This is a genomic window from Pseudomonas sp. MWU347, assembly GCF_017947305.1.
Taxonomy (GTDB): Bacteria; Pseudomonadota; Gammaproteobacteria; order Pseudomonadales; family Pseudomonadaceae; genus Aquipseudomonas; species Aquipseudomonas putida_A.
The window spans coordinates 1-14,534 of sequence record NZ_JAFGZB010000013.1; the positions used below are offsets into that span (position 1 = coordinate 1).

Here is a 14,534-nt window from a genome sequence, read left to right on the forward strand (position 1 = left end):
CGCACCGTCAACAGATGCGCAGCATACGGCCCATCGCCTAAAACAACGCCTTCGGATGATGCCTCACAATGACAGCCCAACTTCCTGGATCCCGGCCCTTGCCCGGCTCCCGAATACGCCCTACCCCAGCGCCCCTGCTCAATCCAGGCGAGACCGTGGTGCTGTTCGACGGCGTCTGCAAGCTATGCAACGGCTGGGCGCGTTTTCTGATTCGCCACGACAACAAACAGCGAGTGCGCCTGGCGGCAGTGCAATCGCCAGAAGGTCAGGCCTTGCTGGCATGGGCCGGTCTCCCGGTGGACGAATTCGACACTATGGCGGTGATCCGCGACGAGCATTACTGGGTGCGCTCCGATGCGTTCTTCGAAGTGATTGCACAACTGCCGGCTCGTTGGTCGCCGATCACGCTTCTGCGAGTTTTCCCACGAGCACTTAGAGACTGGACCTACGACCGCGTGGCACTGAATCGCTATCGGATCTTCGGCAAGTACGACAGTTGCCTGTTACCCGATCCCGATCACGAACGACGCTTTCTCAAGTCGCCAATGTGAATGCTCAGCTACATCAACTGCAGCCACTGCCCCGGCGTCATCTTCGTCACCATCATCAAAACAATTACGAACATCCCGAGAAACCCGCAAACACCCATCCAGAACCACTGCCGATAAACAGCCCGGTAATCAGCATCAAGCCTTGCGCCACATTGCACCGCGTCCGCCGCCATCCCCAGCAAACGTTTCTGCAGCAACAGCACCGGCAACCAAAGCGAGCCCACGATAAAGAACAGGATCAGCGACATCAGCACCCATTCCGTGGTCAAGGGCAACCCGGAAAGCCTTGTCAGCCAATAACCCGTCGCGATCTGGATGAAGCCCGCCGGCGTGGTGATCCAGGCGTCATAGCGCACGACCATCTTCGCCACATGTGCAATCACTTGCGGATTGGCCGTGCGACTGGCGGCGATCAGGTACAGATAGGAACCCATGCCGAAGCCGAAGAGGAAAATCGCAGCGATGACATGCACGTACTTCACGCTCAGATAAAGCATGCTCAACGCATCCCGTCAGAGAACATCACGGACAGGCCAAGATTCTGCGGATCGTTGATCGCTGCCATGTATTCGTCGACGCTGATCTCACCAACACATGGACGAGCCCCCGGTTCGGGCAAGTAACCTCGGGCGATCTTCGCGGCCAGAGCGACGGCAGCACAACTAGGGATCTCCGGCCCCTTGTCATTCAGCGCGGTCAGTTGCGCCATCATCGACAACGGCTGGTCGTTCAAACCGACACCCTGCACGTCTATATACATTGCACTTTTGCCATCACCGAAACGCTCAAACCATGTCCCCCAGCGATGCAACCGGGCCGCCCACACCCTGTGGTCACGCACCAGCCCTTTCCTCATCCCCAGTGCAAACAGATAATTGGCCACGCCGCCGAGCTTGAGGCCAGCGCCTGCCTTGAAACTCAACGTGTGCGCACCAAACCGGCTGGCAAAGATGTCCATGTCCGGCACATCAACATTGGCCAGCGCACGAGTGCCCAGGTTCTGCAGCTTGCGCAGGGTCAGGTCTTCCCAGCCCATCACCTCATGCACTTGACCATTGCGCAGTTGGCGGATCGGTTTGCCCGCATACGCCAGTACACCCTCGATCGTCGACAACCCCGGCATTTTCGCTGACGAGGAAATGCCGTGTTCGATCGAGTCGATGCGTTTGAAGTGATGGCGCTGCTCATCGATGATCGCCGACGACAGCGTCGGCACCGAACTGCAACCACTGAGGATGACGACACCGGCCTCTCTCGCTCGGGCATCGAGTATGCCGATGCCATTGACAAACGTCCGGCAGTCCGCAAGATCGCAATAATTGACGCCCGCCTCGATGCAGCTTTCGGCCACTGCATAGGATTGCCCCTGAAACGGGCCGCCCGTGTGAATCACCAGTTGAATATTCATTGCGCGCAGAGCAGCGGTGAAACCGGCGCCCATCGCATCACCACACCAGCGCTCGCAGCTCGCCCCCAACTCAGCGACCTTGCGCTCCAGCTTCTGCGGATCGCGCCCCGAGATTGCCAGTTCGACGCCCGGCATGTCGATCAGATGCCGACAAACGATACTGCCAAAGTTTCCATACCCGCCAACCACCAACACCCTGAGTGCCATCAACGCTTCCCTGAACAATTCAACAACTGACCCGTAACCGGATTCGGCGCAGCTTCCCTGATATCACCGGGTCAGGCAAGCCTGCGTCAAAGGGCGGCGATGTAGTAACGTCAGCGCCTCGACAACGGAGGTTGATATGAGTAAACGAATCATCGTCATCGGCGCGGGAATCGTCGGCGCGTCAGTTGCGTATCATCTCGCCGCGAAAGGTGCACACGTCATAATGGTCGAGGCCGGTGAGATTGCGTCCGGTGTGACGGGCCGCTCCTTCGCCTGGATCAATACTTCGCACGGCGGACCGGATTGCATTGCGCCGTTGCGCGCAGCGGCCATCGCAGAATACCGCCGACTCGAATCCGAGCTGCCGGGGCTGAAGGTGCGCTGGACCGGTGCGCTGTCTTACGGCGATGGCCGGTTTCAAGCGCCTTCTATATATAGCGCGCAGATTCTCGAGCTTGAACCCAACCTCAAACATCCTCCAGAACGGGCGTTCTTTGCCGCCGAAGAAGGCGCGCTGGATGCCGTGCAGGCAACGCGGGCCTTGATTGCAGGTGCGCAGGCGCAAGGAGCGACTCTGCTTACCCATACGCCAGTGCTCGGTTTGCAGATTCTGGACGGTATCGTCAGCGGCGTGATCACTGCGACGGGCAAGCACGATGCCGACGTTGTCGTACTGGCAGCCGGAACCGCCACCCCGCTGTTGGTGGATCAACTGAACGTCACCCTGCCCATCGACGCCTCACCCGCAATATTCATCCGTTACAAAACCCAACCCCAACGAGTGAACACGATCATCTCCAGCCCCGAAATGGAAATCAGGCAAGACACTGACGGTACGTTGCTCGCTGCAGAAGACTACGTAGATGAGGCGCCGCAAAACAGCGCGCAAGCCATCGCACAGAGAACGGCCAAAGTCATCCAGCACGAACTGCACGGGGTGCTATCCATAGAGCCGCAAACGGCGTGCGTCGGCCTCAGACCAATGCCTGTCGATGGCATTCCAGTCATTGGCTATCTGCCGAACCTCAGCGGTGCCTATGTTTGCGTCATGCATCCGGGCGTGACATTGGCGGCAGTCGTAGGACGACTGGTGGCCGAGGAGATCGTCGGGGGAGGCTTTGCGACCGCGTTAGCGCCGTGTCGGCCAGATCGATTCCAATCAGCGTTTTGAGTAATTCACCCGCGATAAAATGCAGCGCTGGCAACGGCATGCCATCTTGTACGATGTCTTATCACAGGGTATTACTACGTCTCCTCAACAAAAATAAAACCACGGAGATCGCTACATGGACTCATTCCTGTCCGCCAAGCCTCAAAGCCTTGATCAAGCGAAAGGCAATACCCGCCGCAGTTTCCTGAAACAGTCGCTCGCTGTTTCCGCCACGCTCGCCACTGTCGGCAGCGCCGCACTGCCCCGCTTCTCCGATGCCGCCGAACCCTTGAGTCAGCGCTACCCTGATCCACTGATTCATATCCTCGACGACAGTTTCCTGGAGCTACGCGTTTTCAACGCCAGTGTTGAAAAGCTCGCCACCGGCATGCGCTGGGCCGAAGGACCGGTGTGGGTCGGTGATGGCCGCTATCTGTTGGTCAGCGACATCCCCAATAATCGCATCATGCGCTGGGACGAAATCACCGACTCCTTCACGGTGTACCGCGAACACTCAAACTTCTCCAACGGCATGTGCCGGGATCGACAAGGGCGTCTGATCGTTTGCGAAGGCTCCACCACCACTAGCGAAGGGCGCCGCATCACGCGCACCGAACACAATGGCACGATCACCGTGCTGGCCGACAGTTTCGACGGCAAGCCCTTCAACTCGCCCAACGACATTGTCTGCAAAAGTGATGGCTCGATCTGGTTCACCGACCCGCCATTCCAGACCGGCAACAACTACGAAGGCCACAAAGTCACCCCGACCCAACCCCACGCCGTGTACCGCATCGACGGTGAGAGCCAAAAAGTCACTCGGGTAATCGACGACCTTAACGGCCCCAACGGCCTGTGCTTTTCTCCCGATGAAAAGACCCTGTATGTCGTCGAAGGTCGCGCCAAGCCCAATCGCTTGATCTGGGCGATTACGGTGAAAGACGACGGCACCCTGGGTGAACGCCGCAAGCACATCGAAGGCTTGGACTATGCCGCGATTGACGGCATCAAGTGCGACGAAGCGGGCAACCTGTGGTGCGGCTGGGGCGGTAATGGTGATCCCAAGGCGGACCTGGAAAAACTCGACGGCGTGCGTGTTTTCAATTTGCAGGGCAAGGCCATCGGGCACATTTCATTGCCAGAGCGCTGCCCGAACCTGTGCTTCGGCGGGCGCGAAGGCAATCGACTGTTCATGGCCAGTAGTCACTCGATCTACTCATTGTTTGTGAATACTCGCGGGACTACGTTTGCGTTGTAAAACCGACGTTGGTCTAGCGACAGTTCCGTGAGTAGCGAAACAAGATCCTGCCGCGCATCCGAGGCTGCGCGGTGACGATCCTTGTCGCTGAATTGTCGTTCGATAGCATGCCGCCCTGTATCGACGGCGCCGCCCAAGGGAGAAGTCAGAGTGCCTGGCCCTTGGCTATGCAATACGCGTTGACGAACGTTGCCGTGTGCTGCAAAGCCTGACGTATATCCGGTTTGGCTATTCCATGCCTGTTGGCAAATTGCTCGACCGCCGCGGTGTTGAAACGAGTGGTCTGGATAAAGTCCAGGGCTTCGGGTTTTGTATTCAAAAACCACGCGACCGGAGGAATACTCAGTAGCCACTTCAGCAGTCGGAGTGAAATGTGATGTTTGGGAGACTTCAAGCCCAAAGGTTTAGCCACCTGTGCCAGGAGTTCTCGCAAGTTTGGCGTTTGATCATCAAGCGCCAGCAGTTCCTCGCCCACCATGGCAGGATCAAAAGCACAAACAGCCACCAGTTCGACCAGATAATCCACGGTGACCAGTGGCAGCCAGTGCTCGGCGGTACCGGGCACTGCAGTCAGCTTGCCCTGCACCAGGTTGCGTATCAGCGCCACCAGCGGCTGACCGTCGACGATATGCCCGGTGCGGCTGTGGCCACAGACCGTCGCAGGGTGGACAACGGTCATCTCACCCCCCTTGGCGGACATGACCTGCTGGGTCGCAAAATGCGCCTCCAGCTTGCTTGCCTCGTATCCACCGACACGTCGGTAGACGGCGGGCCAGTTCGTCAACTCCGGCTGACGAGGATCAATGCCGATGCGTTGCAGATGTTCATGATTGTTCAGCATGTAGCCGCCGATCATCACTAAACGGCTTTTTTGCTCAGCCGCCAACAGCGCCACACGCTTTGCCCCCTGCACATTCACCGCACGAGACTGCTCCATCGAAAGCCCCCATGCGAAGTGAGCGCCCAGATGGAATATGACGCTGGCGCGCCTCAGCACCTCCTGATCAGCCAAGCTCAGCCCGAGATTGTCCTGTTCCAGATCGCCAGCCACGGCAAATACCCGTGTCGCGCACCCGCCTAAACTATCAACTTGCTCGCGCAACGCAGCCAGCCGCTCCGGGCGACGCATCAATACCCGAAGGGTGTGACCTTTTGCACTCAGGTTCGCCAGCAAATGTTGACCGATGAAGCCGGTTCCCCCCGTGACAAAGCACTCCACGCTCATTTCCCTGCTCCTTGTTGAAGGTGAGAAATCAAGCGTAAAGTATCGACCCAACTCTACAGTCAAGCGGTGTTTTCATGAAAATCGGCGAACTCGAGGCTCGCAGCGGCGCCAGCCGTCATACGTTGCGTTACTACGAGCAAATCGGCCTGATCTCACCGCTGCGGCAAACCAACAACTATCGTGTCTACACCGAGCAAACCCTGCAGGATCTGGACTTTATCCAGCGCGCGCAAAGCATGGGATTTTCCTTGGGGGAAATAGGCGAGATTCTGGATGCGCAGCGCAACAAGCTGATCGACTGTGCTGACGGCGCGAAGCTGATTGAAAAGAAGATGGCCGAAATCAAACAGAAAATTGCCAACCTCCAAAGCATCCATCGGTATCTGGATGTAGAGCGTGCGACCCTCGAAGCGAGTGCTGCCAGGCAACTTGAGCTTCAACAGTTGAGCGACGCTGCCAATCATTGAACCTACGGCAAATGCGTGGGGAGGCTCCTGCGCAAAGTGTGCTGTGCCTACAACATCCTGCGCCACAATGGTGTGCCGCTGGGCAAGGCGGATTATGTGCAGCACATGTTTGCGTATCTAAGGAAGTAATTGCAGCGCGAGCTTCGGGTCAATCAGGATTGACCCGGAGTTTTTGCAGAAGAAACGCCAGTGACGTCACCGCCCCGTGATAACTCTGCGTTGAACGCTGCGTATCCCATGACATGGCATCGTCCACACAGAAATCGCCAACGCATTCCATGCTCAGATCCTCATCGAGCAGTCCGAGCGGAATCCACACGTAAGGCGATTCGCGAAGCGGGTTGGGCACGGTCGAGCCGCATTGTGCGCAGAAGTCGTTTCTGTAGCCGCTGGGTTTGACCCAACTGTTAATCAAGTCCTGCCCTGCATCCCAGCGAAAGTCCCGAGCGTTGACCAGAGTGGCGAGGTTGAACCCGACACCGGTTTGCTTGCGACACAATGAGCAGTGGCAGCGATAGAAAAAGCGCGGTTCCACTGAGAGGGAAAAGCGTACTGCCGCGCAAAGACACTGCCCTGTTGTCATGGGGACCTCCTTGGAAAAACGATTGATCAGGCGCTGGCGTCAGGTTTAGAAACAAGCGCGCCGGCAGAACCTCAGGTTACAGACAGAATTTATTGCGCCAAGTGTTAACAGAGATTTGAATGGAATCGTCTATCGAGATGGCGATCCCTCCTCTTGCGCTCAAAGCCTAAATCAGCTTTTCGACCAAAACCGTGTCCGCCTCGATAGACATATCGCCAAAATCGCCCTCGAGAGATAGAACGTTTTCAACAAAGCTGATCCCTTCCAGCTCTCCGAGGACGCGAGAATTTTGAAGGTGCAGAGCACCGAGACTGATGGGCAACTCTGCGCCATCGATATTCCACGCCGTCAGTTTGCATCGGCAGCCGTCCTTCAGGCTGACGACCATTTCGAAACAGCGATGTGCCTGATCCAACGTGAACGATAAAACGTCGCTACTTTCGAGCGCTTGTACATCCATACTGAGCTTCTTATGTTTAAAAGCGCATTCTAACGATCTGCGAGGCCCCGGCCATGACTCAGATAAAAAACCCCGAAGACGCTCCCGCCGCATTCCAGGCAGCCTGGAACGCTCACGACATGGCGGCACTCGGAGCTCTGTTCGATCCGCAAGCGACGTTCGTCAATCGTTTCGGCCACTTCGTTCGGGGCGTCGAGCAGATCGTTGCGCTGCACGCGCCCATTCACCAGACGATCTATCGTGACTCCACTCTTGAGAGTGAACTGATCGATATCGATCCTGTTGCTGACGGGGTGGCGATCATTCACTTCTGGAGTCGTTTGTCGGCCGGTGCTGCGCATCCGGCCGGAGCGCATGTGGTGGATACGCTGATTCTCGCGGTGCTGATCAGGCAGAACGAGGCTTGGCGCATCAGAGCGCTGGAAAATGTGACCCTGACCAACCCGCGCACAGGTGAAGCCACCCTGCGTGATTAGCGGTAATCCGTTTCAGCGCACCGCAAAAGGTTTTTCGCTGCATGCTGCATCCGTTTCACTCCCTGCTCCGTATATTCAACACCCTCATTCGAAGGGTCGAAGAATCAAGGAGACGCACCATGCACATGCTCATCAAACGCCTTGCTGTCGCTTGCTTCACCCTGCTCTGCCTCGGCGCTGGATCCAGTTTTGCCGCCGATACCGTGATGGTTGGCGGCGCGGCCATGTATCCGACCAAGACCATCGTCGAGAATGCAGTCAACTCCAAGGATCACACGACCCTGGTCGCTGCGGTCAAGGCCGCCGGGCTGGTGGATACGCTCAACAGCAAGGGCCCGTTCACGGTCTTCGCCCCCACCAACGAAGCCTTCGCAAAACTGCCCGCCGGCACGGTCGATACATTGGTCAAGCCTGAACACAAGGCCGATCTGACGAAGATCCTGACTTACCACGTCGTCGCCGGCACTCACACGGCTAAACAGTTGATGGACGACGCCAAAATGCACGGCGGCAAAGTGATGCTGAAAACCGTCCAGGGCGAATCGCTGACCGTGATGTTGCACGACGGCAAGCTGTGGGTGCAGGACGCCAAAGGCGGCAAGGCGGCCATTACCATCGCGGACGTCATGCAATCCAATGGCGTGATTCATGTGGTCGATACGGTGCTGATGCCGAATTGACTGGCTGAGGTTGGCGGGCTCTCGCCAGAGCGTCCGCCAACTTCACGATTGAAATGCCTTGCGACTCACGCCGAACGCTTTTCCATCCAGCGCCGATATTGCCGGGTGCGAAACGCCATGGCGATCTGCTGCAAAATCAGCGCGCGTAACGGTGACACCCCCGGATCAGGCTTTTTCGCCCGACTGAGTTTACCCAGCTGAAACTTCACCACCGCCATGTTCGCCAAGGCCGCAATGGCCTTGTTTTTCCAGGTGATCGGCGGCAATTGCGGGGCGTTGTCCTTGCCCTGCAGCCAGTCACGCGGCAGGTACGGATCGATGGCCAACGCGGTACCGATGCCGACCATGTCCACACCACTGTGCACGACGCTTTCGGCCACCGGACGACGGCGGATGCCGCCGGTGACCATCACTGGCATTTTGGCAACGGTCTGCAGGTCCCGGGCAAACTCGACGAAATAGGCCTCGCGAGCCAGAGTTCGACCATCGCGCGCCTCACCTTGCATGGCCGGAACTTCGTAGCTGCCACCGGACAGTTCCACCAGATCCACGCCCAGATCGTTGAGCAGCTCAACGACCTTTTTCGCGTCGTCAGCGGTGAATCCGCCGCGCTGGAAATCGGCGGAATTGAGTTTGACCGCTACGGCAAACTCTGCAGAAACCACTGCCCTGACTGCCTTGACGATCTCGACCAACAACCGCGCACGGTTCTGCAGAGAGCCGCCCCACTCGTCCATCCGTTGATTGGTCAGAGGCGAGAGAAACTGGCTCAACAGATAGCCGTGGGCGGCGTGGATTTCCACGCCGGTGAACCCCGCCTGTTCACCCAGGCGTGCGGTATTCGCAAAACGCTGGATGACGTCCTTGATCACACTGGCGATCATGGCGTGGGGCGTGGCGAAACGCTTGGACAGTTTGCCCAGGTCCAGCGGTACCGCTGATGGCGCCCAGGTTTTCTGCCCGAGGTTGGACTGCATCTGGCGCCCCGGATGATTGATCTGCAACCAGAACTGCGCACCGGCAGAACGGCCGATTCGCGCCCAGCGCTTGAACTTGTCGAGTTGCTGATCATCCTGCAGCACCACGCCGCCCGGCCCGGTCATGGCGCGGCCGTCGACCATCACGTTGCCGGTGATGATCAGCCCGGCACCACCGTCGGCCCATGCCTGATACAAACGCATCAGTTCTGCAGAGGGCGCCTGCTCGGCGTCTGCCATGTTTTCCTCCATGGCGGCTTTGGCGATGCGGTTCTTGATGGTCGAACCGTTGGGTAAGGTCAGGGGGTCGAACACATTCATGGGGCAGTCCTCAACTGGAGATGAGGCCACCATAAGATTGAAGTCAACTTTAAGGTCAATAGCCTTTTTAGCTGATTCGCGCTTTAACGCGCCACATCGCGACACTCTGCAGCGCCCACCACACCTTGTTCGCGCAGTCGATTTATCAGCATTTGCGCATTGTCCGCGCACGCCACTCCCACGGGCTTGCCTTCAATGCCCTGGATGACGAGCTGAAGTTGTTCCTTGTTCTGCGCCAGCCGTTGCTGCAGCACCTCGATTTCTTCGACCTTTTGCTTCAAGCCACTGAGCAACTGGTCATGCTGCCAGCCACTCGCGTTCATCGGCATCAACTGACGGATTTCCTCCAGGGAGAAACCTGCCGCCTGCGCGCCGGTGATGATATGCAACACCCACTGTGTGTCGGGGGCGTAATCGCGATAACCATTGGCTTTGCGCGCGACTGAAGTGATCAACCCGCTCGCTTCGTAGAAGCGGATACGCGATGGCGCCAGTCCGCTGATTTTTGCCAGTTCACCAATTCTCATGTCCGACTCCGCAGCACGTTAACCTTGAAGCTGACTTTAAACCTGAAGGAGTGCAACAGCCAACACGGCAAATCACGCCAGCAACTCAGTCATCCACTGCACCTGCCGCGCAACCTCTTCCAGCCTCTCCTCGGGCACAGCCTGGCGCGCCTGTTTGAAACTGTTCAGGGTTTTCTGTTTCTGCCTTAAAGAACGCTGCCATTTAGCGAGGAATGCCGGGCTGCGTGCTTGCATCAGCAACGGGCCGAAGTACAACTGTTCGGCGCTATAACTCAGTGGTGCGCCGCGCTCGGCGACGATGATTTCGTAGAAGAAACGGTTTTCCTGCAGCACTTCCTCATCAAGAATGCGGTAGCCGTTGTCCATCAGCCATTGGCGCAGGGGTTGCTCGCCGCCGTTGGGTTGCAGGATCAGCCGTTCGTGCCCGCGCAGGTGCGCCTTGCCGCTGTCGAGGATGTCGCGAATCGTCTCGCCGCCCATGCCGCAGAGGCTGATCGCGGTGATTCCGTCATCAGGCTCGATCGCCGCCAGGCCACTGGCCAGACGCACGCTGATGTGCTGCTGCAGATCGTTGTCGCGCACCGTGCGCACCGCGGCATGGAACGGCGTCAGCGCCACCTCGCCGGCCACCGCCGCAACGATGGCGCCACGTCGCATCAGGGCCACCGGCAGATAGCCGTGATCCGAGCCGATATCCGCCAAGCGCGCGCCGGCCGGTACATGCGCCGCCACCCGCTCCAGACGCATGGACAATGTGTGTTCGTTCAACTGCCGCCCTCTTCCCCAGCCATCGCCGGCGCTGCTGGCCGGACAAGGGGCGCGACTCTAGCGGGCAATGGTGGGTATTTCAAATCCGGACGGGCGCGGTCTTGTTTCGGATTCGGCCTGTCACTGCACAGTCGAGGCATCCACTATCTTCTTTGCAACCGGTCTACTAACCTGCGCGCAGCCGTATCTCAAAACAACAAATGCACTCATGGAAGATCAACCTTGAAAACAGCTCTCGGCGCCCTGCTTCTGCTTGGCCTGTCCACCAGCGCACTCGCGGACTCGCACCCCATCGGCTTCCACCGCACAACCCTGGCGGATCCGCAGCGGCCGCTGGAAATGGTCGTCTGGTACCCGGCGACAACCCATGCAACCGCGCAAGTGATTGACGACAGTCCGGTGTTCGTCAGTGCCTCTGCGGTGCGCGATGCGCCGCCGACCGCCGGCGAGCATCCGCTGGTGGTGCTGTCCCATGGTTACCGGGGCAACTGGAGCAATCAGATGTGGCTGGCAAGTGCGCTGGCCGATCAGGGTTACATCGTCGCGGCAGTCAACCATCCCGGCAGCACCACCCACGACCGCAGTCCGCAAGCGGCGGCGCAGCTGTGGCAGCGGCCGGTCGATCTGCGGCGGGCCATCGAAGCCGTTGTGGCGCAGCCGGGAAAATTTGGCGCGGTGGCGCCGCAGCGGATTGCCGTCGTCGGGCATTCGCTCGGTGGCTGGACGGCTCTGGAAATCGCCGGTGCACGCTTTGACCCCGAGCGTTTTGCCGAGGACTGCAAGGCCCATGCGCAGCTCGCCAGTTGCAACGTCTATAAGCAAATGAACCCCGCCAGCACCGCGCAAGGCAAAGCCGACCTGGCGGCCGACCGGCGTTACAAACCAGTCAGCGCCATCGTTTCGCTGGACCTGGGCCTGTCACGCGGCATGACCGACGCAAGCCTCGCGGCGTTGCCAGTACCGACGCTGGTGATCGCCGCCGGCGCACCTTCCGAAGACCTGCCGGCGCAACTGGAATCCGCCGATCTGGCCAAACGCCTGCCACCGGCTACCACACGTTATGTCGAGATCAACGACGCCACTCACTTCAGCTTCACGTCGATCTGCAAACCGGGCGCGATCGAGATGCTCGAGGAAGACGCACCGGGCGATGGCGTCATTTGCCAGGATCGCGACAATGCGCGCCCGCGTAAAGTGATCCAGCAGCAGGTGGTAGCGCTGATCAGCGATTTTCTGGCGGCGTCGAAGCCATGACCCCGGCCGCGGCAACCCCTTTGCGAAATGGCTGATGACGGACACCGGTGAGCCGTTTGATCCTGCATCGCTGCAACAGACTCGCCAAATCGCTCCGAGCCGGTTTTAATGCGCGCTGGATGGGCATATGCCCGGCTCCCCTTCTCCGAGTAGAAACATGAACCGCCAAAAGAAACTGCAGCAGTTGTTCAAGGAAAAGGCCAAAAAGGCCAGCGCCAAACTCGCGCCGAAAAAGCCCAAGTACATCAGCAAGGCCGACCGCGCGAAACTGGCGGCCGAAGCGGCGGCCGAACCGGTTGAAACCCGTGAGAGTTGATTCGCTGCTTCAGGCGTCGATTAAACGCGCTTTACAGATACGCCTCGATGTTCGCGATCGCCCGATCGATGTAGAGCTCTTTCTCGCCAACGGGCGTCACATAATGAAACGCGTTGCGGGTGGCCTCCACACCGGCCAGACGGGCGATGAACCAGGCCGCCATATATTGTGAGGACAGGCAACCGCCAGCGGTGGCGACATTGCCCTTGGCCATGAACGGCTGATTGAGCACCGCCACACCGGCCTCCTCCACCCAGGGCTTGGTGATCAGATCGGTACAGGCTGGGACGTCATTGAGCAGGCCGAGCTTTGCCAGGATCAGCGTGCCCGAGCACTGGGCGCCCAAGAGCTGGCGCTGCGGATCGAGCCGTAGCCGCGCCATCAGCTCGGTATCCGCCACGATATCCCGGGTCAGACTTCCGCTGCCCACCAACACCGCGTCCGCGTCGCTCGCCTCCTCCAATGACACCTGAGCCTCGATTACCAGGCCATTCATCGAGCGCACTTTTTCCGTCGGGCTGGCGATCGACACGCGCCAATCGGGCTGTTTGACGCGGTTGAGAATGCTGAACGCGATGAGCGAATCCAGTTCGTTGAAGCCTTCAAAGGTCAGGATGGCGATGTGCATGGTGAGTCTCTAAATGGGCGATGACTCATCGTAAAATCTGGCGCTTATCACAATCAAAAAATTGTCATGGGTACATTGCGGGCGACATCGACGGGCATTTGATACACCGGCTACGCGCCACGGAAAGGACGGCTGAACAACCGCGTCGTCTCGCCCTATACCTTCTCAGGCGACCACGCCTGCATGCCTGCCAGGAAAGATCGGGCTGTAGCTTTCAGCCAGTGGCTGTAGGAAAGTGGCGAACATCGAATGATGAAAAGGCCAACACCTCATGAAGCCGCTGGATCTGACGCGTTTCGACCTCAATCTTCTGGTGGTTCTTGAGGCGCTTTGGGCGCAAAGGCACGTCGGTCGTGCGGCGCAGCACCTGCATCTGTCGCAGTCGGCCACCAGCCATGCCCTATCGCGTTTGCGCACGGCGTTTGATGATCAGTTGTTCATTCGCAACCCTCGCGGCATGGCACCGACGCCGCTGGCCATCGAGCTGATGCCCAGAGTGGCGGCGGTGCTCGAATCGGTGCGGCTGGTCGCCAGCCCACGGGGGCCGTTCGATCCAGCGCGTCTGCAGGCGACACTGCTGATAGCGGCCACCGATCACGCCGTGCTGACCGTCATCGCCCCGGCGCTGGCGAAAATTCAGGTTGCGGCGCCGGAGGTGGTGCTGAAACTCGGGCCGGTGGATGGCGAGTCGGCGATGCGCCAACTGGACGCCGGCGAGATCGACCTGGTGTTGGGTTCGGGTTCGTTTGCGCAAGTGCCGCAACGCTTTGATTGCCAGCTCGCGCACAAGGAGCGATTCGTCGGCATCGCCCGCAAAGGGCACCCGGCATTGGTCAAGCGCGGCAAACATTTGCATATGGAACTGGATGACTTTACGCGTCTGCCGCACGTTCTGATTTCGCCCCGTGGCGACGCGCGGGGCGCTGTCGATGACGCGCTGGAACAGCTCGGTCGCAGCCGCAAGGTCAGCGTCACCTGCCCGAGTTTTCTCGCAGTGCCATTCATGGTTGGCGCATCGGAATCGATTGCCGTGGTCGCCGAACGTGTCGCCTTGCAGATGCAGGAAACCGCACAACTGAGCCTGTTCGAATTGCCCCTGACGCTGCCCACCTGGGAGGTCTTCGTCGTCCGCGCACGCGGGCGCGCCAACGAGCCGGCGGTTGAATGGATCACCAGAATGCTGATCGGCGACTGATGATCGACCTCGTGCATCGAGAGGCTGCACCAATGCCATTGGATCGCGCGCCTCGGTGCTCCTAGAGTGCGGACATCCGTTCA

The 14,534-nt window shown here is 59.0% G+C and carries 19 protein-coding genes; 10 read left to right on the forward strand and 9 right to left on the reverse strand.

Annotated features, from left to right (window positions below; genetic code table 11):
* The first annotated feature begins 98 nt into the window (after window positions 1-98).
* The gene (locus KCG87_RS24245; RefSeq protein WP_098968351.1) at window positions 99-551 is read left to right on the forward strand and encodes a thiol-disulfide oxidoreductase DCC family protein; all 453 of its coding nucleotides are present in this window, start codon (window positions 99-101) and stop codon (window positions 549-551) included.
* Between the two features lie 8 nt (window positions 552-559).
* On the opposite strand, the gene KCG87_RS24250 is transcribed toward KCG87_RS24245, so the two are convergent.
* Together KCG87_RS24250 and KCG87_RS24255 are read right to left on the reverse strand one after the other, a co-directional pair.
* Window positions 560-1,048 (reverse strand): DUF2269 domain-containing protein, encoded by a 489-nt coding sequence (locus KCG87_RS24250; protein ID WP_098968350.1) that lies wholly within the window; start codon window positions 1,046-1,048, stop codon window positions 560-562.
* A gap of 2 nt (window positions 1,049-1,050) precedes the next feature.
* Window positions 1,051-2,166 (reverse strand): saccharopine dehydrogenase NADP-binding domain-containing protein, encoded by a 1,116-nt coding sequence (locus KCG87_RS24255; RefSeq protein WP_210559008.1) that lies wholly within the window; start codon window positions 2,164-2,166, stop codon window positions 1,051-1,053.
* A gap of 136 nt (window positions 2,167-2,302) precedes the next feature.
* Here KCG87_RS24255 and KCG87_RS24260 point away from each other — a divergent pair, with 136 nt between their 5' ends.
* Both KCG87_RS24260 and KCG87_RS24265 read left to right on the forward strand, forming a co-directional pair.
* A complete protein-coding gene (locus KCG87_RS24260; protein WP_210559009.1) occupies window positions 2,303-3,337 on the forward strand; it encodes an FAD-binding oxidoreductase in 1,035 nt (344 codons plus the stop codon).
* Window positions 3,338-3,452: 115 nt separating this feature from the next.
* Window positions 3,453-4,574: an SMP-30/gluconolactonase/LRE family protein gene (locus KCG87_RS24265; protein ID WP_098968347.1), complete on the forward strand. Its 1,122-nt coding sequence runs from the start codon at window positions 3,453-3,455 to the stop codon at window positions 4,572-4,574.
* 145 nt (window positions 4,575-4,719) lie between these two features.
* Here KCG87_RS24265 and KCG87_RS24270 read toward each other — a convergent pair whose 3' ends face one another.
* A complete protein-coding gene (locus tag KCG87_RS24270; RefSeq protein WP_098968346.1) occupies window positions 4,720-5,799 on the reverse strand; it encodes an SDR family oxidoreductase in 1,080 nt (359 codons plus the stop codon).
* Window positions 5,800-5,873: 74 nt separating this feature from the next.
* On the opposite strand from KCG87_RS24270, the gene KCG87_RS24275 reads away from it, so the two are divergent.
* Window positions 5,874-6,266, forward strand: a complete 393-nt coding sequence (locus KCG87_RS24275) for a MerR family transcriptional regulator (protein WP_041074696.1) — start codon at window positions 5,874-5,876, stop codon at window positions 6,264-6,266.
* A 15-nt stretch (window positions 6,267-6,281) separates the two neighbouring features.
* Complete coding sequence (locus KCG87_RS24280; protein ID WP_348983759.1) at window positions 6,282-6,395, forward strand: DUF1993 family protein; 114 nt, start codon at window positions 6,282-6,284, stop codon at window positions 6,393-6,395.
* A gap of 19 nt (window positions 6,396-6,414) precedes the next feature.
* On the opposite strand, the gene KCG87_RS24285 is transcribed toward KCG87_RS24280, so the two are convergent.
* Together KCG87_RS24285 and KCG87_RS24290 are read right to left on the reverse strand one after the other, a co-directional pair.
* Window positions 6,415-6,849 carry a GFA family protein gene (locus KCG87_RS24285; RefSeq protein WP_210559010.1) on the reverse strand — a complete coding sequence of 145 codons (435 nt, stop codon included), beginning with the start codon at window positions 6,847-6,849 and terminating at the stop codon, window positions 6,415-6,417.
* A 166-nt stretch (window positions 6,850-7,015) separates the two neighbouring features.
* Window positions 7,016-7,309, reverse strand: coding sequence for a hypothetical protein (locus KCG87_RS24290; RefSeq protein ID WP_210559011.1), 294 nt, complete (start codon window positions 7,307-7,309; stop codon window positions 7,016-7,018).
* A gap of 53 nt (window positions 7,310-7,362) precedes the next feature.
* On the opposite strand from KCG87_RS24290, the gene KCG87_RS24295 reads away from it, so the two are divergent.
* Window positions 7,363-7,785 carry an SgcJ/EcaC family oxidoreductase gene (locus tag KCG87_RS24295; RefSeq protein ID WP_135295575.1) on the forward strand — a complete coding sequence of 141 codons (423 nt, stop codon included), beginning with the start codon at window positions 7,363-7,365 and terminating at the stop codon, window positions 7,783-7,785.
* A gap of 119 nt (window positions 7,786-7,904) precedes the next feature.
* Complete coding sequence (locus tag KCG87_RS24300; RefSeq protein WP_097087837.1) at window positions 7,905-8,465, forward strand: fasciclin domain-containing protein; 561 nt, start codon at window positions 7,905-7,907, stop codon at window positions 8,463-8,465.
* 65 nt (window positions 8,466-8,530) lie between these two features.
* Here the strand turns inward: KCG87_RS24300 and KCG87_RS24305 are convergent, their stop codons facing one another.
* The 3 genes from KCG87_RS24305 to KCG87_RS24315 all read right to left on the reverse strand — a co-directional run bounded on the left by KCG87_RS24305 (window position 8,531) and on the right by KCG87_RS24315 (window position 11,058).
* Window positions 8,531-9,763 carry an NADH:flavin oxidoreductase/NADH oxidase family protein gene (locus KCG87_RS24305; RefSeq protein WP_210559012.1) on the reverse strand — a complete coding sequence of 411 codons (1,233 nt, stop codon included), beginning with the start codon at window positions 9,761-9,763 and terminating at the stop codon, window positions 8,531-8,533.
* Window positions 9,764-9,846: 83 nt separating this feature from the next.
* Window positions 9,847-10,290, reverse strand: coding sequence for a MerR family transcriptional regulator (locus tag KCG87_RS24310; RefSeq protein ID WP_098968341.1), 444 nt, complete (start codon window positions 10,288-10,290; stop codon window positions 9,847-9,849).
* Between the two features lie 72 nt (window positions 10,291-10,362).
* Complete coding sequence (locus tag KCG87_RS24315) at window positions 10,363-11,058, reverse strand: tRNA (adenine(22)-N(1))-methyltransferase TrmK (protein WP_134786153.1); 696 nt, start codon at window positions 11,056-11,058, stop codon at window positions 10,363-10,365.
* Window positions 11,059-11,280: 222 nt separating this feature from the next.
* Between KCG87_RS24315 and KCG87_RS24320 the strand changes: the two genes are divergently transcribed.
* Complete coding sequence (locus KCG87_RS24320; RefSeq protein WP_210559013.1) at window positions 11,281-12,312, forward strand: alpha/beta fold hydrolase; 1,032 nt, start codon at window positions 11,281-11,283, stop codon at window positions 12,310-12,312.
* 157 nt (window positions 12,313-12,469) lie between these two features.
* Window positions 12,470-12,628, forward strand: a complete 159-nt coding sequence (locus tag KCG87_RS24325; RefSeq protein ID WP_081730283.1) for a DUF2986 domain-containing protein — start codon at window positions 12,470-12,472, stop codon at window positions 12,626-12,628.
* 31 nt (window positions 12,629-12,659) lie between these two features.
* Here the strand turns inward: KCG87_RS24325 and KCG87_RS24330 are convergent, their stop codons facing one another.
* Window positions 12,660-13,256 (reverse strand): DJ-1/PfpI family protein, encoded by a 597-nt coding sequence (locus KCG87_RS24330; RefSeq protein WP_096797689.1) that lies wholly within the window; start codon window positions 13,254-13,256, stop codon window positions 12,660-12,662.
* Between the two features lie 271 nt (window positions 13,257-13,527).
* On the opposite strand from KCG87_RS24330, the gene KCG87_RS24335 reads away from it, so the two are divergent.
* Window positions 13,528-14,451, forward strand: coding sequence for a LysR family transcriptional regulator (locus KCG87_RS24335; protein ID WP_210559014.1), 924 nt, complete (start codon window positions 13,528-13,530; stop codon window positions 14,449-14,451).
* The last annotated feature ends 83 nt before the right edge of the window (window positions 14,452-14,534 follow it).